13 protein-coding genes are annotated in these 16,875 nt (G+C 71.4%); 6 read left to right on the top strand and 7 right to left on the bottom strand.

The features are described from left to right. Positions 1–8 precede the first annotated feature (8 nt). The 3 genes from JAV76_RS12925 to JAV76_RS12915 all read right to left on the bottom strand — a co-directional run bounded on the left by JAV76_RS12925 (position 9) and on the right by JAV76_RS12915 (position 4,989). Entirely contained in the window at positions 9–1,493 is a 1,485-nt protein-coding gene (locus JAV76_RS12925) for a GGDEF domain-containing protein (protein WP_198734485.1), read from the bottom strand. 140 nt (positions 1,494–1,633) lie between these two features. Continuing rightward, entirely contained in the window at positions 1,634–3,322 is a 1,689-nt protein-coding gene (locus tag JAV76_RS12920; protein WP_230402284.1) for a ribonuclease J, read from the bottom strand. 107 nt (positions 3,323–3,429) lie between these two features. After that, a complete protein-coding gene (locus JAV76_RS12915) occupies positions 3,430–4,989 on the bottom strand; it encodes a peptide chain release factor 3 (RefSeq protein WP_198734528.1) in 1,560 nt (519 codons plus the stop codon). A gap of 371 nt (positions 4,990–5,360) precedes the next feature. On the opposite strand from JAV76_RS12915, the gene JAV76_RS12910 reads away from it, so the two are divergent. From JAV76_RS12910 to JAV76_RS12900, 3 genes are all read left to right on the top strand, one after another. Then, positions 5,361–6,050: a class II aldolase/adducin family protein gene (locus JAV76_RS12910; RefSeq protein WP_198734484.1), complete on the top strand. Its 690-nt coding sequence runs from the start codon at positions 5,361–5,363 to the stop codon at positions 6,048–6,050. A gap of 114 nt (positions 6,051–6,164) precedes the next feature. Continuing rightward, positions 6,165–7,175 (top strand): aldo/keto reductase, encoded by a 1,011-nt coding sequence (locus JAV76_RS12905; RefSeq protein ID WP_198734527.1) that lies wholly within the window; start codon positions 6,165–6,167, stop codon positions 7,173–7,175. Positions 7,176–7,182: 7 nt separating this feature from the next. Next, positions 7,183–7,884: a ThuA domain-containing protein gene (locus JAV76_RS12900; RefSeq protein ID WP_198734483.1), complete on the top strand. Its 702-nt coding sequence runs from the start codon at positions 7,183–7,185 to the stop codon at positions 7,882–7,884. Between the two features lie 45 nt (positions 7,885–7,929). Here the strand turns inward: JAV76_RS12900 and JAV76_RS12895 are convergent, their stop codons facing one another. After that, positions 7,930–8,409, bottom strand: coding sequence for an ATP-binding protein (locus JAV76_RS12895; RefSeq protein ID WP_198734482.1), 480 nt, complete (start codon positions 8,407–8,409; stop codon positions 7,930–7,932). 145 nt (positions 8,410–8,554) lie between these two features. Between JAV76_RS12895 and JAV76_RS12890 the strand changes: the two genes are divergently transcribed. After that, positions 8,555–8,893 carry an STAS domain-containing protein gene (locus JAV76_RS12890; protein ID WP_198734481.1) on the top strand — a complete coding sequence of 113 codons (339 nt, stop codon included), beginning with the start codon at positions 8,555–8,557 and terminating at the stop codon, positions 8,891–8,893. Positions 8,894–8,914: 21 nt separating this feature from the next. On the opposite strand, the gene JAV76_RS12885 is transcribed toward JAV76_RS12890, so the two are convergent. From JAV76_RS12885 to JAV76_RS12875, 3 genes are all read right to left on the bottom strand, one after another. Continuing rightward, positions 8,915–11,170 carry a SpoIIE family protein phosphatase gene (locus JAV76_RS12885; RefSeq protein WP_198734480.1) on the bottom strand — a complete coding sequence of 752 codons (2,256 nt, stop codon included), beginning with the start codon at positions 11,168–11,170 and terminating at the stop codon, positions 8,915–8,917. Between the two features lie 124 nt (positions 11,171–11,294). Next, positions 11,295–12,632, bottom strand: a complete 1,338-nt coding sequence (locus tag JAV76_RS12880) for a hypothetical protein (RefSeq protein WP_198734479.1) — start codon at positions 12,630–12,632, stop codon at positions 11,295–11,297. Positions 12,633–12,901: 269 nt separating this feature from the next. Then, complete coding sequence (locus tag JAV76_RS12875; RefSeq protein ID WP_198734478.1) at positions 12,902–14,113, bottom strand: ROK family protein; 1,212 nt, start codon at positions 14,111–14,113, stop codon at positions 12,902–12,904. 128 nt (positions 14,114–14,241) lie between these two features. Between JAV76_RS12875 and xylA the strand changes: the two genes are divergently transcribed. Continuing rightward, positions 14,242–15,426: a xylose isomerase gene (gene xylA, locus JAV76_RS12870; protein WP_198734477.1), complete on the top strand. Its 1,185-nt coding sequence runs from the start codon at positions 14,242–14,244 to the stop codon at positions 15,424–15,426. Position 15,427: 1 nt separating this feature from the next. Then, positions 15,428–16,873 carry a xylulokinase gene (locus JAV76_RS12865; protein WP_198734476.1) on the top strand — a complete coding sequence of 482 codons (1,446 nt, stop codon included), beginning with the start codon at positions 15,428–15,430 and terminating at the stop codon, positions 16,871–16,873. Positions 16,874–16,875: the final 2 nt, after the last annotated feature.

Raw genomic sequence — 16,875 nt, 5'->3', positions numbered from 1 at the left:
GCGGCGGCTCAGCGCAGCGGCTGGCCCGTCGCGCTGTGCCGCCGCCGCTTGTCGACGTACATGCGGGCGTCGGCGAGCGACAACAGCTGGTCGGCGGTGAGGTGGGCCCCGGGGCGCACCGTCACGGCCCCGATGCTCGTCGACGCCCGCGCGGTGAGCGGCCCCACCGTGATGGGCGGCTCGAGCGCGGCGTGGATGCGTGACACGGTCGTCGCCTCGAGGTGCTCGGGGTTTCCCGTGAGGACGAGGACGAACTCGTCGCCGCCGAACCGGGCGATGAAGTCGCCCGCCCGCACCGCGTCGCGCAGCCTGCGCGTCACGGCCACGAGGAGGTTGTCACCCACGTGGTGACCGAACTCGTCGTTGACGATCTTGAAGTCGTTGAGGTCGATGAAGCACACCACAGCGCCGGGCAGCTCGCCGTCGTCCACACGCCGCAGCACCTCCTCGAGGTGCGTGTCGACGATGCGCCGGTTGGGCAGCCCGGTGAGGGCGTCGTGCGTCGCCTGGTGGACGAGGTCCTCCTGCGCCTGCGCGTGCAGGCGTGCCAGCTGGGACACGCGGACGAGGACCAGCGGGACGAGGAGCAACGAGCTCAGGGCGAGGATGAGGGCGTCCGTGGGGTACCCGGCGATCTCGCGCACGGCGGCGAGAGCCGGGTTGAGGGACAGCGCCACCCCGAGGAACGCCAGGTGCTGACGCGTGAACTTCCGCGAGCCCGGACGGCCGGGCGACGCGAGGAACATGCTCGCCGGGTGGACGACGGCCGCACCGACCGACAGGTACGCGACGATCCAGGCGGCGTCGACCCACCCGGGGACCACGCCCGTCACGGTGTTCGCGGACGTGGTCGTCGCGACGCTCCCCAGGAGCGTCGCGCACGCGGCGAGGAGGAGGTAGGCGAGCGTGGTGCGGGCGTGGACGGCGGCGACGAGGGACCGGCCGACGGCCCCGGTCATGGCGCACGCGACCAGCACGACGAACAGCGTGTAGACGCGCACGGAGGGAGGGGACTCGCGGGCGTCGAGCGCCGGTCCCAGGACGAACGTCCACAGCAGTCCGGCGCCGGCGACGGACATGATCGCGGCGTCGACGATCTTCCCGCCGTCGCCCCGGGCGATGGGCACCACGACGAGGAGGCTCGCGACGAACAGTCCCAGGTACCCCACGGGGATGGTCACGTGGTTGACGAGCTGCATGAGCCCCGCCTCCGGGGCGTCCTCCCCGGCGACCGCCACGTGGACCGCCCGGGAGACGTTGTTCACGCTGAGCACGACGAGCGACCCGACGACGAACCACCACGGGCGCGGGTCGGGTGGGGTGCGGGTCCTCAGCACCCACAGGACGGCCACGGCGGGGGCCAGGGTCGACAGGAGGAAGACGAGGGCCGCGATGACACCGTCGGTCACGGAGTGGGCGATCACGAGGGTGAGCGCCGTCGCCGCGAGACCCAGGTGGAGGGCTCGGCCGTCGAGGCACGTCGGTTCGCTCATTGTTCCTCACCTATCGACCGGTCGGCGAGGAAGTGAAGGGATGATGCGGGTGGTCCTGCGGGACGGGCGAGGCCCGCACGGGTGTCCGTGCGGGCCTCGGGGCCGTGCTGCCGGGCGTGGCCCGGGGTGGTGCGTGCCGGTCAGGCGTCGACGACGATCGCGTTGACGAGCGGCTCGCGACGGTACTTGCGCTGCAGCCAGCGGGCGACGGCCTTGGAGATGGTGGCCTCGAGGCGGTCGATGTCGCCGACGTCCTTCTTGGGGATCTGGGCCAGGGCCTTCTCGATCTCCACGACGGCGTCGTCGAAGGTGTGCCCGTCGTGGACGAACCCGCGGGTGATGAACTCCGGCTTCTCGGCCATGACCCCGAGGTCGAGGTCGACGAGCGCGAGGACCGTGACGATGCCCTTGGTGCCGAGCGCACGACGCTCCGCGAGGGTGTCCTCGGTGGCCGTGCCGACGGTCTGGCCGTCGACGTACACGTAGCCCGCGGGGACCTTCCCGGAGATGGACACGCGGCCCTTGACGAGGTCGATGACGACGCCGTCCTGCGCGATGACGACGTTCTTCTCCGGGACACCGGTCTTCACGGCCAGCGCCGCGTTGGCCCGCAGGTGACGGGCCTCGCCGTGCACGGGGATGACGTTGCGCGGCTTGACGATGTTGTAGCAGTACACGAGCTCGCCGGCGCTGGCGTGCCCGGAGACGTGGACCTTCGCGTTGCCCTTGTGGACGATGTTCGCGCCCAGGTCGGTGAGCGAGTTGATCACGCGGTAGATGGCGTTCTCGTTGCCCGGGATGAGGGAGCTCGCGAGGAGGACGGTGTCGCCCTCCTCGACCTTGATGACGTGCTCGTTCTTGGCCATCCGCGACAGGGCGGCCATGGGCTCGCCCTGGGAGCCGGTGCACACGAGGCAGATCTTCTCGGCGGGCATCGACTCGAGCTTCTTGAGGTCGACGACGAGGCCGCGGGGGACCTTGAGGTAGCCGAGCTCCTCCGCGATCTGCATGTTGCGGACCATGGAGCGGCCGACGAACGCGACCTTGCGGCCGGACTCGTGCGCGGAGTCGAGGACCTGCTGGATGCGGTGCACGTGGCTCGCGAAGCTCGACACGATGACCCGCTTGGGCGCCGTGCGGAACACGGTGTCGATGGCGGGGATGAGGTCCTGCTCCGACATGGTGAAGCCGGGGACCTCGGCGTTGGTGGAGTCGGTGAGGAACAGGTCCACACCCTCCTGCGCGAGGCGCGCGAAGTGGTTGAGGTCCGTGATCCGCGAGTCCAGCGGGAACTGGTCCATCTTGAAGTCACCCGTGTGGAGCGCCAGGCCGGCGCGGGTGCGGATCGCGACGGCGAGGGCATCGGGGATCGAGTGGTTGACCGCGACGAACTCGAGGTCGAACGGGCCCTGCTTGAGGTGCCCCTCGGCCTCCACCTCGATGGTCTTGGGCCGGATGCGGTGCTCCTTGAGCTTCGCGGTGATGAACGCGAGCGTGAGCTTGGACCCGATGACGGGGATGTCGGCGCGTTCCTTGAGGAGGTACGGGACACCACCGATGTGGTCCTCGTGGCCGTGGGTGAGGACGATCGCGACGATGTCCTTGAGGCGGTGCCGGATCGAGGTGAAGTCCGGGAGGATGACGTCGATCCCGGGCTGGTGCTCCTCGGGGAACAGGACACCGCAGTCGACGACGAGGAGCTTGCCCTCGTGCTCGAACACGGTCATGTTGCGGCCGATCTCGCCGAGGCCGCCGAGGGGCGTGATGCGCAGACCGCCCCGGGGCAGGGCGGGGGGCGCGTTGAGGTTCATCTTCGTGGAGTTGAGCATGTGACCTTCAGTCGTCTGGTGGCCCGTGAGGGCCGGTGAACAATGGGTCGTGCGGGGCTTACGGGTACTGCACAAGTCGTGGGGCGCGTTGCGCGCCGGGGTCGTCGTCAGGTGGCGACGAGCGGTTCGAGGACCGCGTCGGGGAGCCGGTTGCGCACGGACGTGACGCGCCAGCGGTCGGGGAACAGGGCGAGGTGCTCGCCGTCCTCCCGCTGGAGCACCTCGACGCCGAGCTGGGCGTTGAGCTGGTCGATCCACTCGGGTGTGGTCCGCAGGGCGATCTCGTACTGCAGCCGGTCGAGCGTGACCGGCGAGTTGAACTCCGTCGCCATGCGGTGCTCGGCCACCTCGAACTGCATGGGGCCGACCGCCGCGAGGACGGGCGCCTGGTCGCCGCGCAGGTCGGAGCGCAGCACCTGGACGACGCCCTCGGCACCCAATTGCATCACACCCCGCTGGAACTGCTTGTACCGGGACACGTCCTTGGCCCGCATGACGGCGAAGTGCTCGGGGGCGAAGGTGGGCAGCGGCGGGTACTCGACGGACTTGTCGAGGTACAGGGTGTCGCCCACCCGGAGGTTGGCGGCGTTCACCAGGCCGACGACGTCCCCGGGGTACGCGTGGTCGACGATGGTGCGCTCGCGACCGAAGACCTGCTGGGCGTACTTGGTGGCGAAGGGGCGCCCGGTCCGTGCGGAGGTGACGACCATGCCGCGCTCGAAGACACCCGAGCAGATGCGGGCGAAGGCGAGGCGGTCGCGGTGCGCGGTGTCCATCCCGGCCTGCATCTTGAACACGAAGGCGCTGAACGGTGCCTCGACGGGGCGGGTGGTCCCGGACACGGTGGGCCGGGGCGCGGGGGAGGGGGCGACGTCGACGAGGACGTCGAGGAGAGCGTGCACCCCGAAGTTCTGGACGGCGGACCCGAAGAGCACCGGGGTGGTCTGGCCGGCGAGGAACGTCTCCTGGTCGTGGTCGGCGCCGGACGCCTCGAGGAGCTCGGACTCCTCGGTGGCGGTGGTCCACGCGTCGCCCTCGCGCTCGAGGGCCTCCTCGGGGGTCATGACCTCCTCGGGAGCGATGGTCTTGCCGCCGTCGGTGCGCGTGAAGCGGATGTACCGGCCGTCGCGACGGTCGACGACCCCACGGAAGTCGCCGCCGATGCCGACGGGCCAGGTGAGGGGCGTGGGGACGAGGCCGGTGCGCTCCTGGATCTCGTCCATGAGCTCGAGGGCGTCCTTGCCGGGGCGGTCCCACTTGTTGATGACGGTGATGAGGGGGATGCCGCGGTGCTTGCAGACCGCGAAGAGCTTCATGGTCTGGGCCTCGAGGCCCTTGGCGGCGTCGACGAGCATCACGGCGGCGTCGACGGCCGAGAGCACGCGGTAGGTGTCCTCGGAGAAGTCGGCGTGGCCCGGGGTGTCGACGAGGTTGATGACGGCGTCGCGGTAGGTGAACTGGAGGGCCGCGGAGGTGATGGAGATCCCTCGCGCCTGCTCCATGTCCATCCAGTCGGACACGGTGCGCTTCCCGGTCTTGCCGTCGGCGCGCCCCGCCTCGCGGATCGCCTTGGCGTGGAGGGCGAGGGCCTCGGTGAGGGTCGACTTCCCTGCGTCCGGGTGGCTGATGACGGCGAAGGACCGACGGCGGGAGGCCTCGGTGAGCACGGTGTCGACGGTGACGTCCGGTGCGGTCGCGCTCGCGGCGCCACCGGTCGTGGGGGCGCTGGCGACGGTGTCGTCGGCCTGGTCTGCCTGGGTTGCCTGGGGCACTGCACATCCTGCGGTCGTCGGCTGCTCGTCGGGGGTCTGACGTCGGAGCGCGCGCTCCGTCCGGGTCCATTGTCTCGCGGATCGGCGCTGTTGCGGACATCGGGGACGGGTCCACCTTACGCACCGGTGCACGCGTGAGGGAGGCGCGGCGTCCTGGCGGGGTGCGCCGACGCACGGGACCAACGTCCCGCGCGCTGCGCGAGGCATGTTGCGACGATTGATGAAACGATTCAAGACAGTGGCCGACGGCCAGGAGGAGCATGACGATGACTCTCACGACGCCCTACCCCTCGCCCGTGGTCCGCTCGAGGGCGTCGACCGCCCTCCGCGAGGAGATCCTCGGCTACTGCCGGGAGTCCGTGCGCGCGGGGCTGAACTTCAACACCCAGGGCAACATCTCGGTGCGCCTGCCATCGGTCGAGGGCGAGCCCGACGCGATCGTCATCACCCCGAGCGACGTCCGCTACGACCAGATGGTGCCCGCCGACATGGTGGTCGTCGCCATGGACGGCACGGTCCTCGAGGGCGACCTCCTGCCCTCGACCGAGCTGCCGGTGCACCTCGCCCACTACCGTCGCCGTCCCGACGCCCGGGCGATCGTCCACACCGAGTCGACCTTCGTCAACGTCCTCGGCGCGCTGGGCCGGCGCATCGACCCCGTGCTCCTCAACATGGTCCTCTACGCCAAGGGCCCCGTCCCCGTCATGCCCTTCGAGTTCTCCACCAACGCGGACTTCGGGCGCCGCAGCGCCGAGCTCTTGGGCGACGACGTGAACGCCGTCGTCTGGGCCAACCACGGCCTCCTCGCCGTCGGCACGTCGCTCAAGCTCGCCTTCAAGGTCGCGGTGGCCGTCGAGGAGAACGCCGAGGTCCTGCACCACGCGAGCCAGGCGGGCGAGCCCAGGGTCCTCGTCTACGCCGACATCGACGTCCCCGAGGGCGCCCGCCTGCCCTGACTGTGCGACAGACCGGTCTCGAATCGATTCGAGACCGGTCTGTCCGGGGCGCGCTCGTCGTGCCATGATCGGGACGTGACCCACTACAGCGCAGACGACGACCGCTACTCCCGGATGCCCTACCGGCGGGCCGGCCGCAGCGGCCTCGACCTCCCCGCCCTGTCCCTCGGCCTCTGGCACAACTTCGGGGACACCACCCCCTTCGAGACGCAGCGCGCGGTGCTGCGCCGTGCGTTCGACCTCGGCATCACGCACTTCGACCTCGCCAACAACTACGGGCCGCCCTACGGTTCGGCCGAGGAGAACTTCGGCCGCCACATGGCCGCCGACCTCCGCCCGTACCGCGACGAGCTCGTGATCTCCAGCAAGGCCGGCTACGACATGTGGCCCGGGCCCTACGGCGACGGCGGCTCCCGCAAGTACCTCCTCGCGTCGCTCGACCAGTCGCTCGAGCGCACGGGCCTCGAGTACGTCGACATCTTCTACTCGCACCGGCCGGACCCGTCCGTCCCCATCGAGGAGACCATGGGGGCGCTGCACACCGCGGTGACGAGCGGGCGCGCCCTCTACGCGGGCATCTCCAACTACACGCCCGCCCAGACGCGCGTCGCCCAGCAGGTGCTCGCCGACCTCGGCACCCCGCTCCTCATCCACCAGCCGAGCTACTCGATGTTCAACCGCCACGTCGAGCTCCCCGACGCCGGCGTCGAGGACGCACCGGACGCCACCGGCGAGTCCCTCCTGGACACCGTCGGCGACCTGGGCATCGGCATGATCGTCTTCTCGCCGCTGCACCAGGGCCTGCTCACCGGCCGCTACCTGTCCGGGGAGATCCCCAAGGACTCGCGCGCCGCCGTCGGGCACTTCCTCAAGCCCGAGCGCATCAACGAGGACTACCTGTCCCGTGCCCGCGCCCTCGACGAGATCGCGAAGGGCCGCGGGCAGTCCCTCGCCCAGCTCGCCCTCACCTGGGTGCTGCGCGACGACCGCGTCACGTCGGCGCTCATCGGGGCGAGCAGCGTGGCGCAGCTCGAGGACAACGTCGCCGCCGCGCACGCGGCCCCGCTCACGGCCGACGAGGTCGCCGCGATCGAGCCGCTCGCCGTCCACGGCACCACGTTCTGAGGCAGCGGTGACGCGCAGCGCACGGGTCCTCGTCCTGTCCGGCCGCGGCCGGTACGAGGACCCGTGGCACGACATGGCGGCCACCTCCCACCGCGTCGCCGACGTCCTCCGGGGCACGGTGGACGCGGTCGGCGAGGTGGTCGTCCGCGGGTCGTTCCCGGACGCCCTCGACGACGTCGACGCGTTCGACCTCCTCGTGGTGAACTGCGCGTCGGGCAGGTCCGATCCCGGTTTCGACGGCGACGACGCGACGTGGGTGCCGTTCCACGAGGCCCTTCGTCGCTGGGCCGACGCCGGGCAGCCCGTGCTCGCCCTGCACCAGGCCGCGAACACGTTCGCGGACAGCCCGCACTGGGAGCGTGTCCTCGGGGGGCGGTGGGTGGACGGCGCGTCCATGCACCCGCCCATCGACGAGGCGACCTTCGAGGTCGTCGACGCAGCGCACCCGGCGGTCGCCGGCGCGCAGGACGGTGACCGGGCGCGGATCGTCGCCTTCGACGAGCGCTACTCGTTCCTCCGCGTGTCGCAGGACGTCCGCGTCCTCGTCACGCAGCGGCACGACGGGGTGGACCACCCCGTCGTGTGGGTACGTGATGGTGGGGCAGCGCGTCTCGTCTACGACGCGCTGGGCCACGACGTGCGGTCGTACGACTCGCCGTCGCGCCGGGCGCTCCTCGCGTCCGAGGTCGGATGGCTGCTGGCCGGGTGAGCCGCGAGCGGCTCACCCGGTACGTGCCCACCGTCGGGCGCGGGCTCAGCCCTCGGCGCGCTGGTGGAGCGGGTTCCTGTCGAGGGCGTTGACCGCCTCGTTCGCCGGGAACCGCGCCCAGATGTGCTTGGTGCGGTCGGTCACGTACCAGCCGACGTCGATCGCGAGCCGCTGGGCGAGGAGCAGGCCGAACCCGCCCTCCCCGGGCAGGCGCGCCGCCGCGAGGGCGGGGATGGACTCCGTGTCGTGGTCGGCCACGTCGAGGAGGTACTCGGTGCCGTCCGACATGAGCGTGACGATGGTCGGGGGCTTTCCGTGGCGCAGGGCGTTGGTCGCGAGCTCGCTCACGACGAGCACCATCTTCTCGGGGACCTCGTCGAGCGACGAGCCCTTGCTCCAGGAGGTGCCGGTGAGCTCCTCGTAGAGCGACCCGCGGAGTCGCGCGAGGCCGTCGGTCGAGTCGAGCACCCACGTGCTCCGCTGGCCGAAGCGCTCCGGAGGACGGGTTGCCTTCAGCTCACTCACAGGTGCGCTCCTCGTGATCGTCTGGCAGGAACTCGTACTATGCCACCGCCGCGAGGTCCCTGCGCGCCACGGTCGTGCTGTCGCTGGGAGGCCGGTCATCTGGGAAGATGACGAGTCGACGGTGCGAGACGCGTGAGGGTGGGCCATGACTGAGGTAGGAACCGCGAGCGGGTCGTTCGCTCTGGACGAGGCGCACGAGCACAGGTGGGTCCTCACCGGTGAGATCGACATCGACGTGCACGCACGGTTCCGCGAGGTCTGGGCCCCTGGGCGCACCGCCGAGGAGGCCGTGCGGATCGACATGACCGACGTGACCTTCCTCGACTCCAGCGGTCTGCGGATCCTCTACGACGCCATCAAGGCCTCCCCGGACGGCGAGAAGCCTCAGCTCGTGGCGGTGCCCGAGCGGGCCCGTTGGATCATCGATGTGACAGGACTCACATCGCTCTTCGACTTCCAGGACGGGCCCGACAGCGGCGAGTGACCCTCGACGTTCCGGGACGGATCACTCGTCCCGGCACAGGAGGAGCAGCGTCGCGTCGTCGAACGCGTCCACCTCCTGAGCGGCGCCCATGGCCGCGTCGAGACCGCCTCTCCCGGCGAGCGAACGTTGCAGGCGCTGCACACCGACGTCGATCGACTCCGTGCGTCGCTCCACCAGCCCGTCGCTGAAGAGCGCGATGCCACCACCGGCCGAGATGGTGGCGTGCCGCGAGGCCGTCGGGACGCTCACGACCCCGAGAGGAGGGGATCCGAGAGGGTCCGGCCAGGCGGACGTGCCGCCCGGGCCGAGGAGCAGCGGCGACAGGTGTCCCGCCGACGCGTACTCGACGTCACCGGTGGACAGGTCCACGACGGCGACGAGCACGGTGGCGTGCTGGTCGGGCAGCGTCCACCGGACGATCGCGTCGAGCGCCGTGAGCGCACCGGACGGAGACCCCTCCTGGACGATGAGCGCCCGCAGCGCGTTCCGCAGCTGACCCATGGAGGCCGCCGCCTCGAGACCGTGGCCCGCGACGTCCCCGACGATGACCGCGAGACGACCGTCGGGCAGCAGGAGGGCGTCGTACCAGTCCCCGCCCACGCGGCCACCGTCGGCGGGCAGGTAGCGGGCGGACAGCGACCAGCCGTCGAGCGTGGGCAGCGACGCTGGGAGCATGCTGCGCTGCATGGCCTCAGCGGCGCGGAGGTCGCGTCGTCCGCGGAGGTACAGGGCCTCGACGAGGTGGCTGCGGAGCGTGGTCGCGGCCTCCACGACCTCGTCGTCCCACGGGGCGCTGTGGTCACGGACCACCTCGCGCCAGCGGTCGAACGACCGTCGAGGGCTCAGCCGGACCGTGTCGCCCTCCCGGTGGGCGATCGCCTTGTTGTGCGGGTCGCCGCCCCAGTCGACGTCGCGCGACGCCTCGTGACGGAACCAGACGACGACCTCGTCGCCGGGGAGCACGGCGGCGAGGACGCCCGCGGCCTCCGGTGACACGTCGAGGTCGGGTGCGGCGAGCCGCAGGGCGTCGGTGACGACCACCTCGTCGCCCTGCGCGGCGGCCCAGCGGGCCGTCGCACGGCACGTCTCCTCGTCCGGGACCGCACCGGCCGTCGCGACCGCGCCCTCGGCGGAGACGAGGACCCCGTCGGCGCGGACGAGGTCCAGGAGGCTCCGCGTCGCCGTGAGGCTCTCCGTGAGCGGACGGTCCTCGTCGCGGCTGCGGGCGACGAGGTCCGCGAGGAGCCGAGCAGCGCGCCGCGACTCCGCGATCCGGTCCTCCTCCACCTGTGCCACGAGGCGCAGCGAGAGCGTCGACCCGAGGAACTCGGCCGCCGCGCGCACGGTGTACGGCGGCTCGTGGGGGCCGGAGTAGTGGTGGCACGCGATGAGCCCCCACAGCTTGCCCTCGCGCAGCAGCGAGATGGACATGGACGCCCGGACGCCCATGTTCTGCAGGTATTCCACGTGGATGGGGGAGACGCTGCGCAGCGTCGAGAAGGTGAGGTCCAGGGGGCTGCCGGACACGGGGTTGTCCGTGGGCACCACGAGCGACGGGACGTACCCGACGTCCGCGATGAGCCGGATCCAGTTCTTCTCGTACAGCGACCGCGCCTGCGCGGGGATGTCCGACGCCGGGTAGTGCAGGCCGTGGAACGAGTTGAGGTCCGCCTGCTTGGCCTCGGCGATCACCTCGCCGTTGTAGTCGGCGTCGAAGCGGTAGATCATCACGCGGTCGAACCCGGTGAGCTCTCGGACGCGTCGGGCGGCGACGTCCACGACGGCCTGGAGGGACGACGCGGTGTTCAGCTCGGCGACCGCGTCACGGACGGCCTGGTACGTGTTGGCGAAGGTCAGGGGTCGCGGGCCGTCGACGGCCTCGAGCTCGACGACGAGGATCGAGTCGGGCCCGGGGGCGCGGTGGAGGATCGCGTCGACGACGGACCTGCGGTCTTCGGGGCCCACCGTCAGCACCAGGGGGTTGCGGTCGTGGAGCGTCGACGCGATCCGCACGTGACGGGCGAGGGCGTCGGCGTTGTCGGCCCCCAGGGCTGCGGAGAGCGGGTTGCCGAGGACCGAGGCCGGGGGGAGGCCGAGGTGCTGCTCGACGTTCTCGGAGCACTGCACGACCACCCAGTCGTCCAGCCGCACGGCGAGGAGGCAGCCCCGCGGCTGGATGCGGCCCGGCACGTGGATGGGCTCGCGCGCACAGTTGTCGAGGTCGACGGGCTCGCCGGGGGAGAGGAGGGTTCCCGGTGCGTCCGGGGGTGGCGTCATCGCGCAGCGCCTGCGTGGTCGTCATCGTGCATGGGGGTGACGATACCGACCGAAGGTGACGTGGCACGTCGTGCGGGGTCGCGCGGGTGTCGGCTCCTGGAGAGCCGACACCCGGCTCCCACCGTCAGGTGGGGTCGACGAGCGGCTCTGCGCTCGTCGTGAGGATGTTCGTCACGAACCGTGCGGGCTTGCCGTACGAGTAGGTGCCGGTCGCTGCGTCGAACGTGAGGATCTGCGCGAGAAGGTATCCCTGGTAGGTGAAGGCCTTCTCACCGGGCGGGACCGAGAAGCTGAAGGTCTCGGTCGTCTCCTCCGACCACTGCTCGGTGAAGGAGATGCTGAAGGTCACCTTGAAGTTGACCTTCGCGACGAGCACGGTGGCCTCGAACGCTGCCTCCGCGCCGAGCGTCTGCGTCGTGGAGAACGTGAAGCCGCTCGTGATGCTCTTGCTGTACGTGGTGGTCGTCGGTGACGCGGTGTTGTCGATGCACCCGACGTTCTGCAGGTTCGGCGCGAAGAGGACGATCGCCTGGAGAGAGTCCTCCGTGGCGACCTTCGGCAGGCTGTGGACGAAGGTGTCCCGGGTCGCCGGGGGGCGCTTCTCGAAGATCGTCACCTCGGTCGTGGGCTTCGGGATCATCATGAAGGCGTTGGACTTGAAGTGCGTCTCGACCGCGAGGACGTCCGCCTTGAGCTCCTCCACCGAGGAGTAGAGGACGGAGCGGGCTCGTACCTCGAGGGACGTCCGGTGCTTCGGGTCGTCCTTGCTCTTCTTCTTGTAGTCGTGGATCTTCAGGTCCCACCAGATGGTGAGCACGCCGATGGCGTCCGCCTCCTGCGTCGACGGGTCGTAATTCTCGACGAGGAAGATCACCCGGGTGTCGGGCCCGGGCTCGTAATTCTTGGCGTTCGCGTCCGAGAGCGGGGAGATCGCATTGCTGAGGACCGATTGCATGGACGCCTTGTCGAGGCCTTTGACCAAGGTCGAGGATGCGTCGAGAGCGACGTTGACGAAAAGCATCTTCACGGCGCTCACGCTGTCGAAGTCCCCCGTGTACGTCGGGGGTGAGTTCGCGACACCGGCGAACCTCGGGTTGTTCGCGGCGAGCCAGTCGAAGTGCGTGGGGAACTGGATGTACTCGAGGTCCGGCCCGTACCCGAAGCCGGTGGCGTCCGGTGTCCAGTTGCCCTCCGAGGACTTCTCCCAGTCCTCGTGGAGCGCCCCGAGGCCCGCTGCCAGGCGTGTGGGGTCCGTCGCCGGGCGCAGGATCGCGAGGGTCTCGGTCGACCCGCGCTGCAGCTGCGACTCGACCTCCGTGATGTACTCCTGGAGCTTGTCCTCGGCGGAGTCGGGGCAGGTGAGACCGATGTCGGTGAGCTGCCGCTTGAGATCGTCCACGGTGAGCTCCGTGGGGGTCGCGGTCGCGAGCTGTGCGGGGATCTTCCGTCGGGGAATGGGCATGGCGATTCCTCTCGCTGTGGACTTCCGGGCGCGCGGGAGCGGCCGGAATGACAAAGAATGGTGGGGAGCAACAGAGGTGCGGATCCTCGGAAATGCCCGTCGGTGATCCGGAGTGCTCGTGGACGCCGTCGTCGGTGTGCTCGAGCGAGATGTCTGACGGATCACATACAAGCAGTGCGTGCGCACCGGGTCAATGAAACCTGCGACATTCCTCTGGTCGTTGATTTTTCACGATGGGCCCCGACGTCGCGGTCCGCTGAAGGCCCTCGTCAGGGCGACGGGGCGAGCCAGGGGGCGGGGTCCTCGACGACCGACCGGACGACGCTCCGCGCCCCGCCGAGCGGCGCCGCGCCGGACGCCACGGGCGCCGGGCGCACGTCGAACGTGGTCCAGGGCGCGGAGAGCACGTGCTCGTCGAGCTGGGCGAGGATGACGGGTGCGAGCTCGGGTGCCAGGTGCGCGTACATGCCCCCGAGGAGCACGGTGTGGATGTCGATGAGGTTGACGAAGTCGGCCAGGGCGCTGCCGAGGGCGTGGCCCGCGCGCTCCAGGGCGTCCGCGGCGGCAGGCGTCGGCGCCCCGGCCAGGGCGGCGGCGACGTCGACGCCGCGGGGCAGGCCCGCGGCGTCGAGGAGCGCGTCCTTGCCGGCGTACTGCTCCAGGCACCCGGTGGACCCGCACTGGCAGGCGGGCCCGCGGGGGTCGACGACGACGTGCCCGAGCTCGCCGCTCCATCCACGCCCGCCGAGGAACACGTCGCCGTCGAGGACGATGGCCGACCCGATGCCCACGTCGGCGGAGACGTAGAGGAACGAGCGGGGCGCGTCGGGCCGGGGACGCCGGTGCTCCAGCTGTGCGAGAGCCGCGAGGTTCGCCTCGTTGCCGATGGCGACGGGCGCCCCCCGGAGGCGTTCGGAGACGAGGCGAGTGTCGACGGGGGAGAGGTCCGCCCAGCCGAGGTTGGGGGCGACGCGCAGGGTGGAGGTGCGCGGCTCGACGAGGCCGGGGAGGGCGAGCCGCGCCCCGGCGATGCGCAGCGGGCGGCCGTCGGGTGCGGGGCACGCGGCGACGAGGTCGCCGGCGAGGTCGGCGAGGAGCGCGAGGACCGTGCCCGGGTCGCTGTCGTGGTGGTCGCCCGGGGCGGCCACCTGGGCGACGACGGTGCCGGTGAGGTCCACGGCGACGGCCTCGAGACGGTCGACGGCGACCTCCAGCCCGACCCCCACGACGGTGTGCTCCGCGGGGGTGAGCGGGACGGCCGGGCGGCCTGCGCGGCGGGCGGCGACAGGGGGGAGCTCGGCGACGATCCCACCGGCGACGAGGCCGTCGACGAGCGCGGAGACGGTGGCGCGGGCGAGCCCGGTCGCGGCGGCGACGTCGGCGCGGGAGGGTGGTGCGGTGGCCTCGAAGACGGCGCGGGCGACCACCGCGAGGTTCTGCTCGCGCAGCGAGTGCTGCCCGACGGCAGGGGTGGCGGCCATGGGTTGACCCTACCGGCCCGGAGGGATAAGTTCAGCCATACAACAAATCGAGGGTACGGCACCGACGCCGGTACCCCGGAGCGTCCGACGGGCGCGAGCGACCACCGCATCTCGACGAGGAGACCCTTGTGACCACCACCTCCGGCATCAACTACTCCTTCGGCCTCTGGACCGTCGGCTGGGCCGCCCAGGACCAGTTCGGCGCCGCCACGCGCCCCGTGCTCGACCCCGCCCGTGCCGTCCGCAAGCTCGCCGAGCTGGGCGCCTGGGGCTTCACCTTCCACGACGACGACGTGGTGCCCTTCGGGTCCGACGCCGCGACCCGCGACCGCCTCCTCGGCGAGGTGCGCACCGCCGCGGAGGAGACCGGCCTGACCATCGAGATGGTCACCACCAACCTCTTCTCCCACCCCGTCTTCAAGGACGGCGGCCTCACGTCGAACGACCGTTCCGTGCGCCGCTTCGCGCTCCGCAAGGTGCTGCGCAACGTCGACCTCACGGCCGAGCTCGGCGCCAAGACCTTCGTCATGTGGGGCGGGCGCGAGGGCTCCGAGTACGACGGCGCCAAGGACCTCCACGCCGCGCTCGAGCGCTACAAGGAGGGCGTGGACCTCGTCGCGAGCTACATCAAGGCCAAGGGCTACGACGTGAAGATCGCCCTGGAGCCCAAGCCCAACGAGCCGCGCGGTGACATCTTCCTGCCCACCGTCGGGCACGCCCTCGGCTTCATCGCCGAGCTCGAGCACGGCGACATCGTGGGTCTCAACCCCGAGACGGGCCACGAGCAGATGGCCGGCCTCAACTACACGCACGGCCTCGCTCAGGCCCTGTGGTCGGGCAAGCTCTTCCACATCGACCTCAACGGTCAGCGGTCCATCAAGTTCGACCAGGACCTCGTGTTCGGTCACGGCGACCTGCTCTCGGCGTTCTTCACCGTGGACCTCGTCGAGAACGGCTTCCCGGGCAGCCCCGACGCCCCCCGCTACACGGGCCCGCGCCACTTCGACTACAAGCCGTCGCGCACCGAGACCGACGCGGGCGTGTGGGACTCCGCCAAGGCGAACATGGAGATGTACGACATGCTCGCGGCGAAGGCCGCGGCGTACCGTGCCGACCCCGAGGTCCAGGAGGCGTTCCGTACCGCCGGGATCTTCGAGCTCGCCACCCCGACCCTCGCCGAGGGCGAGTCCGTCACCGAGCTCCTCCTGGACACGGCGTCCTTCGAGGACTTCGACGCCGACGCCGCCGCGGAGCGCGACTTCGGGTTCGTGCGCCTCAACCAGCTCGCGCTGCGTCACCTCGTCGGGAGCTGACGTGGCACGCCGTCTCGTCGCAGGCGTCGACTCCTCGACGCAGTCCTGCAAGGTCGTGATCCGCGACGCGGAGACCGGGGCGCTCGTGCGCTTCGGGTCCGCGGCGCACCCCGCCGGCACCGAGGTGGACCCTGCCGCATGGTGGGAGGCCTTCGGTGCGGCGGTCACGGCCGCGGGAGGGCTCGACGACGTGTCCGCGCTGTCCGTCGGCGGCCAGCAGCACGGCATGGTCGTGCTCGACGCCGACGGCGAGGTGATCCGCCCCGCGCTGCTGTGGAACGACACCCGGTCCGCCGGGGCCGCGCTCGACCTCGTCGCCGAGCTCGGTGAGGCGCGCGGCACGGACGGCGCGCAGGCGTGGGCCGACGCGATCGGCTCCGTGCCGGTCGCGTCGCTCACGGTCACCAAGCTGCGGTGGCTCGCCACCCACGAGCCGGAGAACGCGGCCCGTGTGGCGGCGGTCGCGCTGCCGCACGACTGGCTCACGTGGCAGATCTCCGGTGCCGGTGGCACGGTGGGCGCCGCGAAGGACCTCTCGGCGCTCGTCACCGACCGGTCCGACGCGTCGGGCACGGGGTACTTCTCCGGCGCCACCGGCGAGTACCTCCCGGAGCTCCTCGACCTCGCCCTCGGCGAGGGCGCGTCGGAGCGAGTCACGCTGCCGCGCGTCCTCGCTCCGGGGGAGGCCGTGGGGACCTTCCACGGGCTGACGCTCGGCCCGGGTGCCGGGGACAACGCCGCCGCGGCCCTGGGCCTCGGCATGGTCCCCGGGGACGTCGCCATCTCCATCGGCACGTCCGGCGTCGTCTCGGCGATCACGGACCGCCCGTCCGCCGACGGGTCCGGCCTGGTCGCCGGGTTCTCCGACGCGACGGGGGCGTTCCTGCCGCTCGCGTGCACGCTCAACGCGAGCCGGGTGCTCGACGGGGCTGCGGCCATGCTGGGAGTCGACCACGCGGGGCTGTCCGCGCTGGCGCTGTCCGCGCCGGCAGGGGCGGACGGGCTGGTGCTCGTGCCTTACCTCGAGGGCGAGCGGACACCCAACCGTCCCGACGCCACCGGGACGCTCCACGGGGTGCGGCTCGAGACGATGACCCCCGCGCACCTCGCGCGCGCGGCCGTCGAGGGCATGCTCTGCGGTCTCGCCGACGGTCTGGACGCGCTGCGCGCCCAGGGCGTACAGGTGGACCGGTTGCTGCTCATCGGCGGAGGAGCGCGCTCGGAGGCGGTCCGGCGCATCGCGCCGCTCGTGCTGGGCATGCCCGTCGAGGTGCCCCAGCCGGGCGAGTACGTCGCCGACGGTGCCGCGAGGCAGGCGGCGTGGGTGCTGTCCGGGGCGCAGGAGCCGCCCGTGTGGTCGGCGGCCGCACCGGCGAACGCCGTCCTCGACGGCGACCCCACGCCCGTCGTCCGGGAGCAGTACGCGGCGGTCCGCGACCTCGTCTAGCG

The organism is Sanguibacter suaedae, assembly GCF_016342785.1.
Taxonomy (GTDB): domain Bacteria; phylum Actinomycetota; class Actinomycetes; order Actinomycetales; family Cellulomonadaceae; genus Sanguibacter; species Sanguibacter suaedae.
This window is presented reverse-complemented; position numbering and strand designations above follow the sequence as displayed.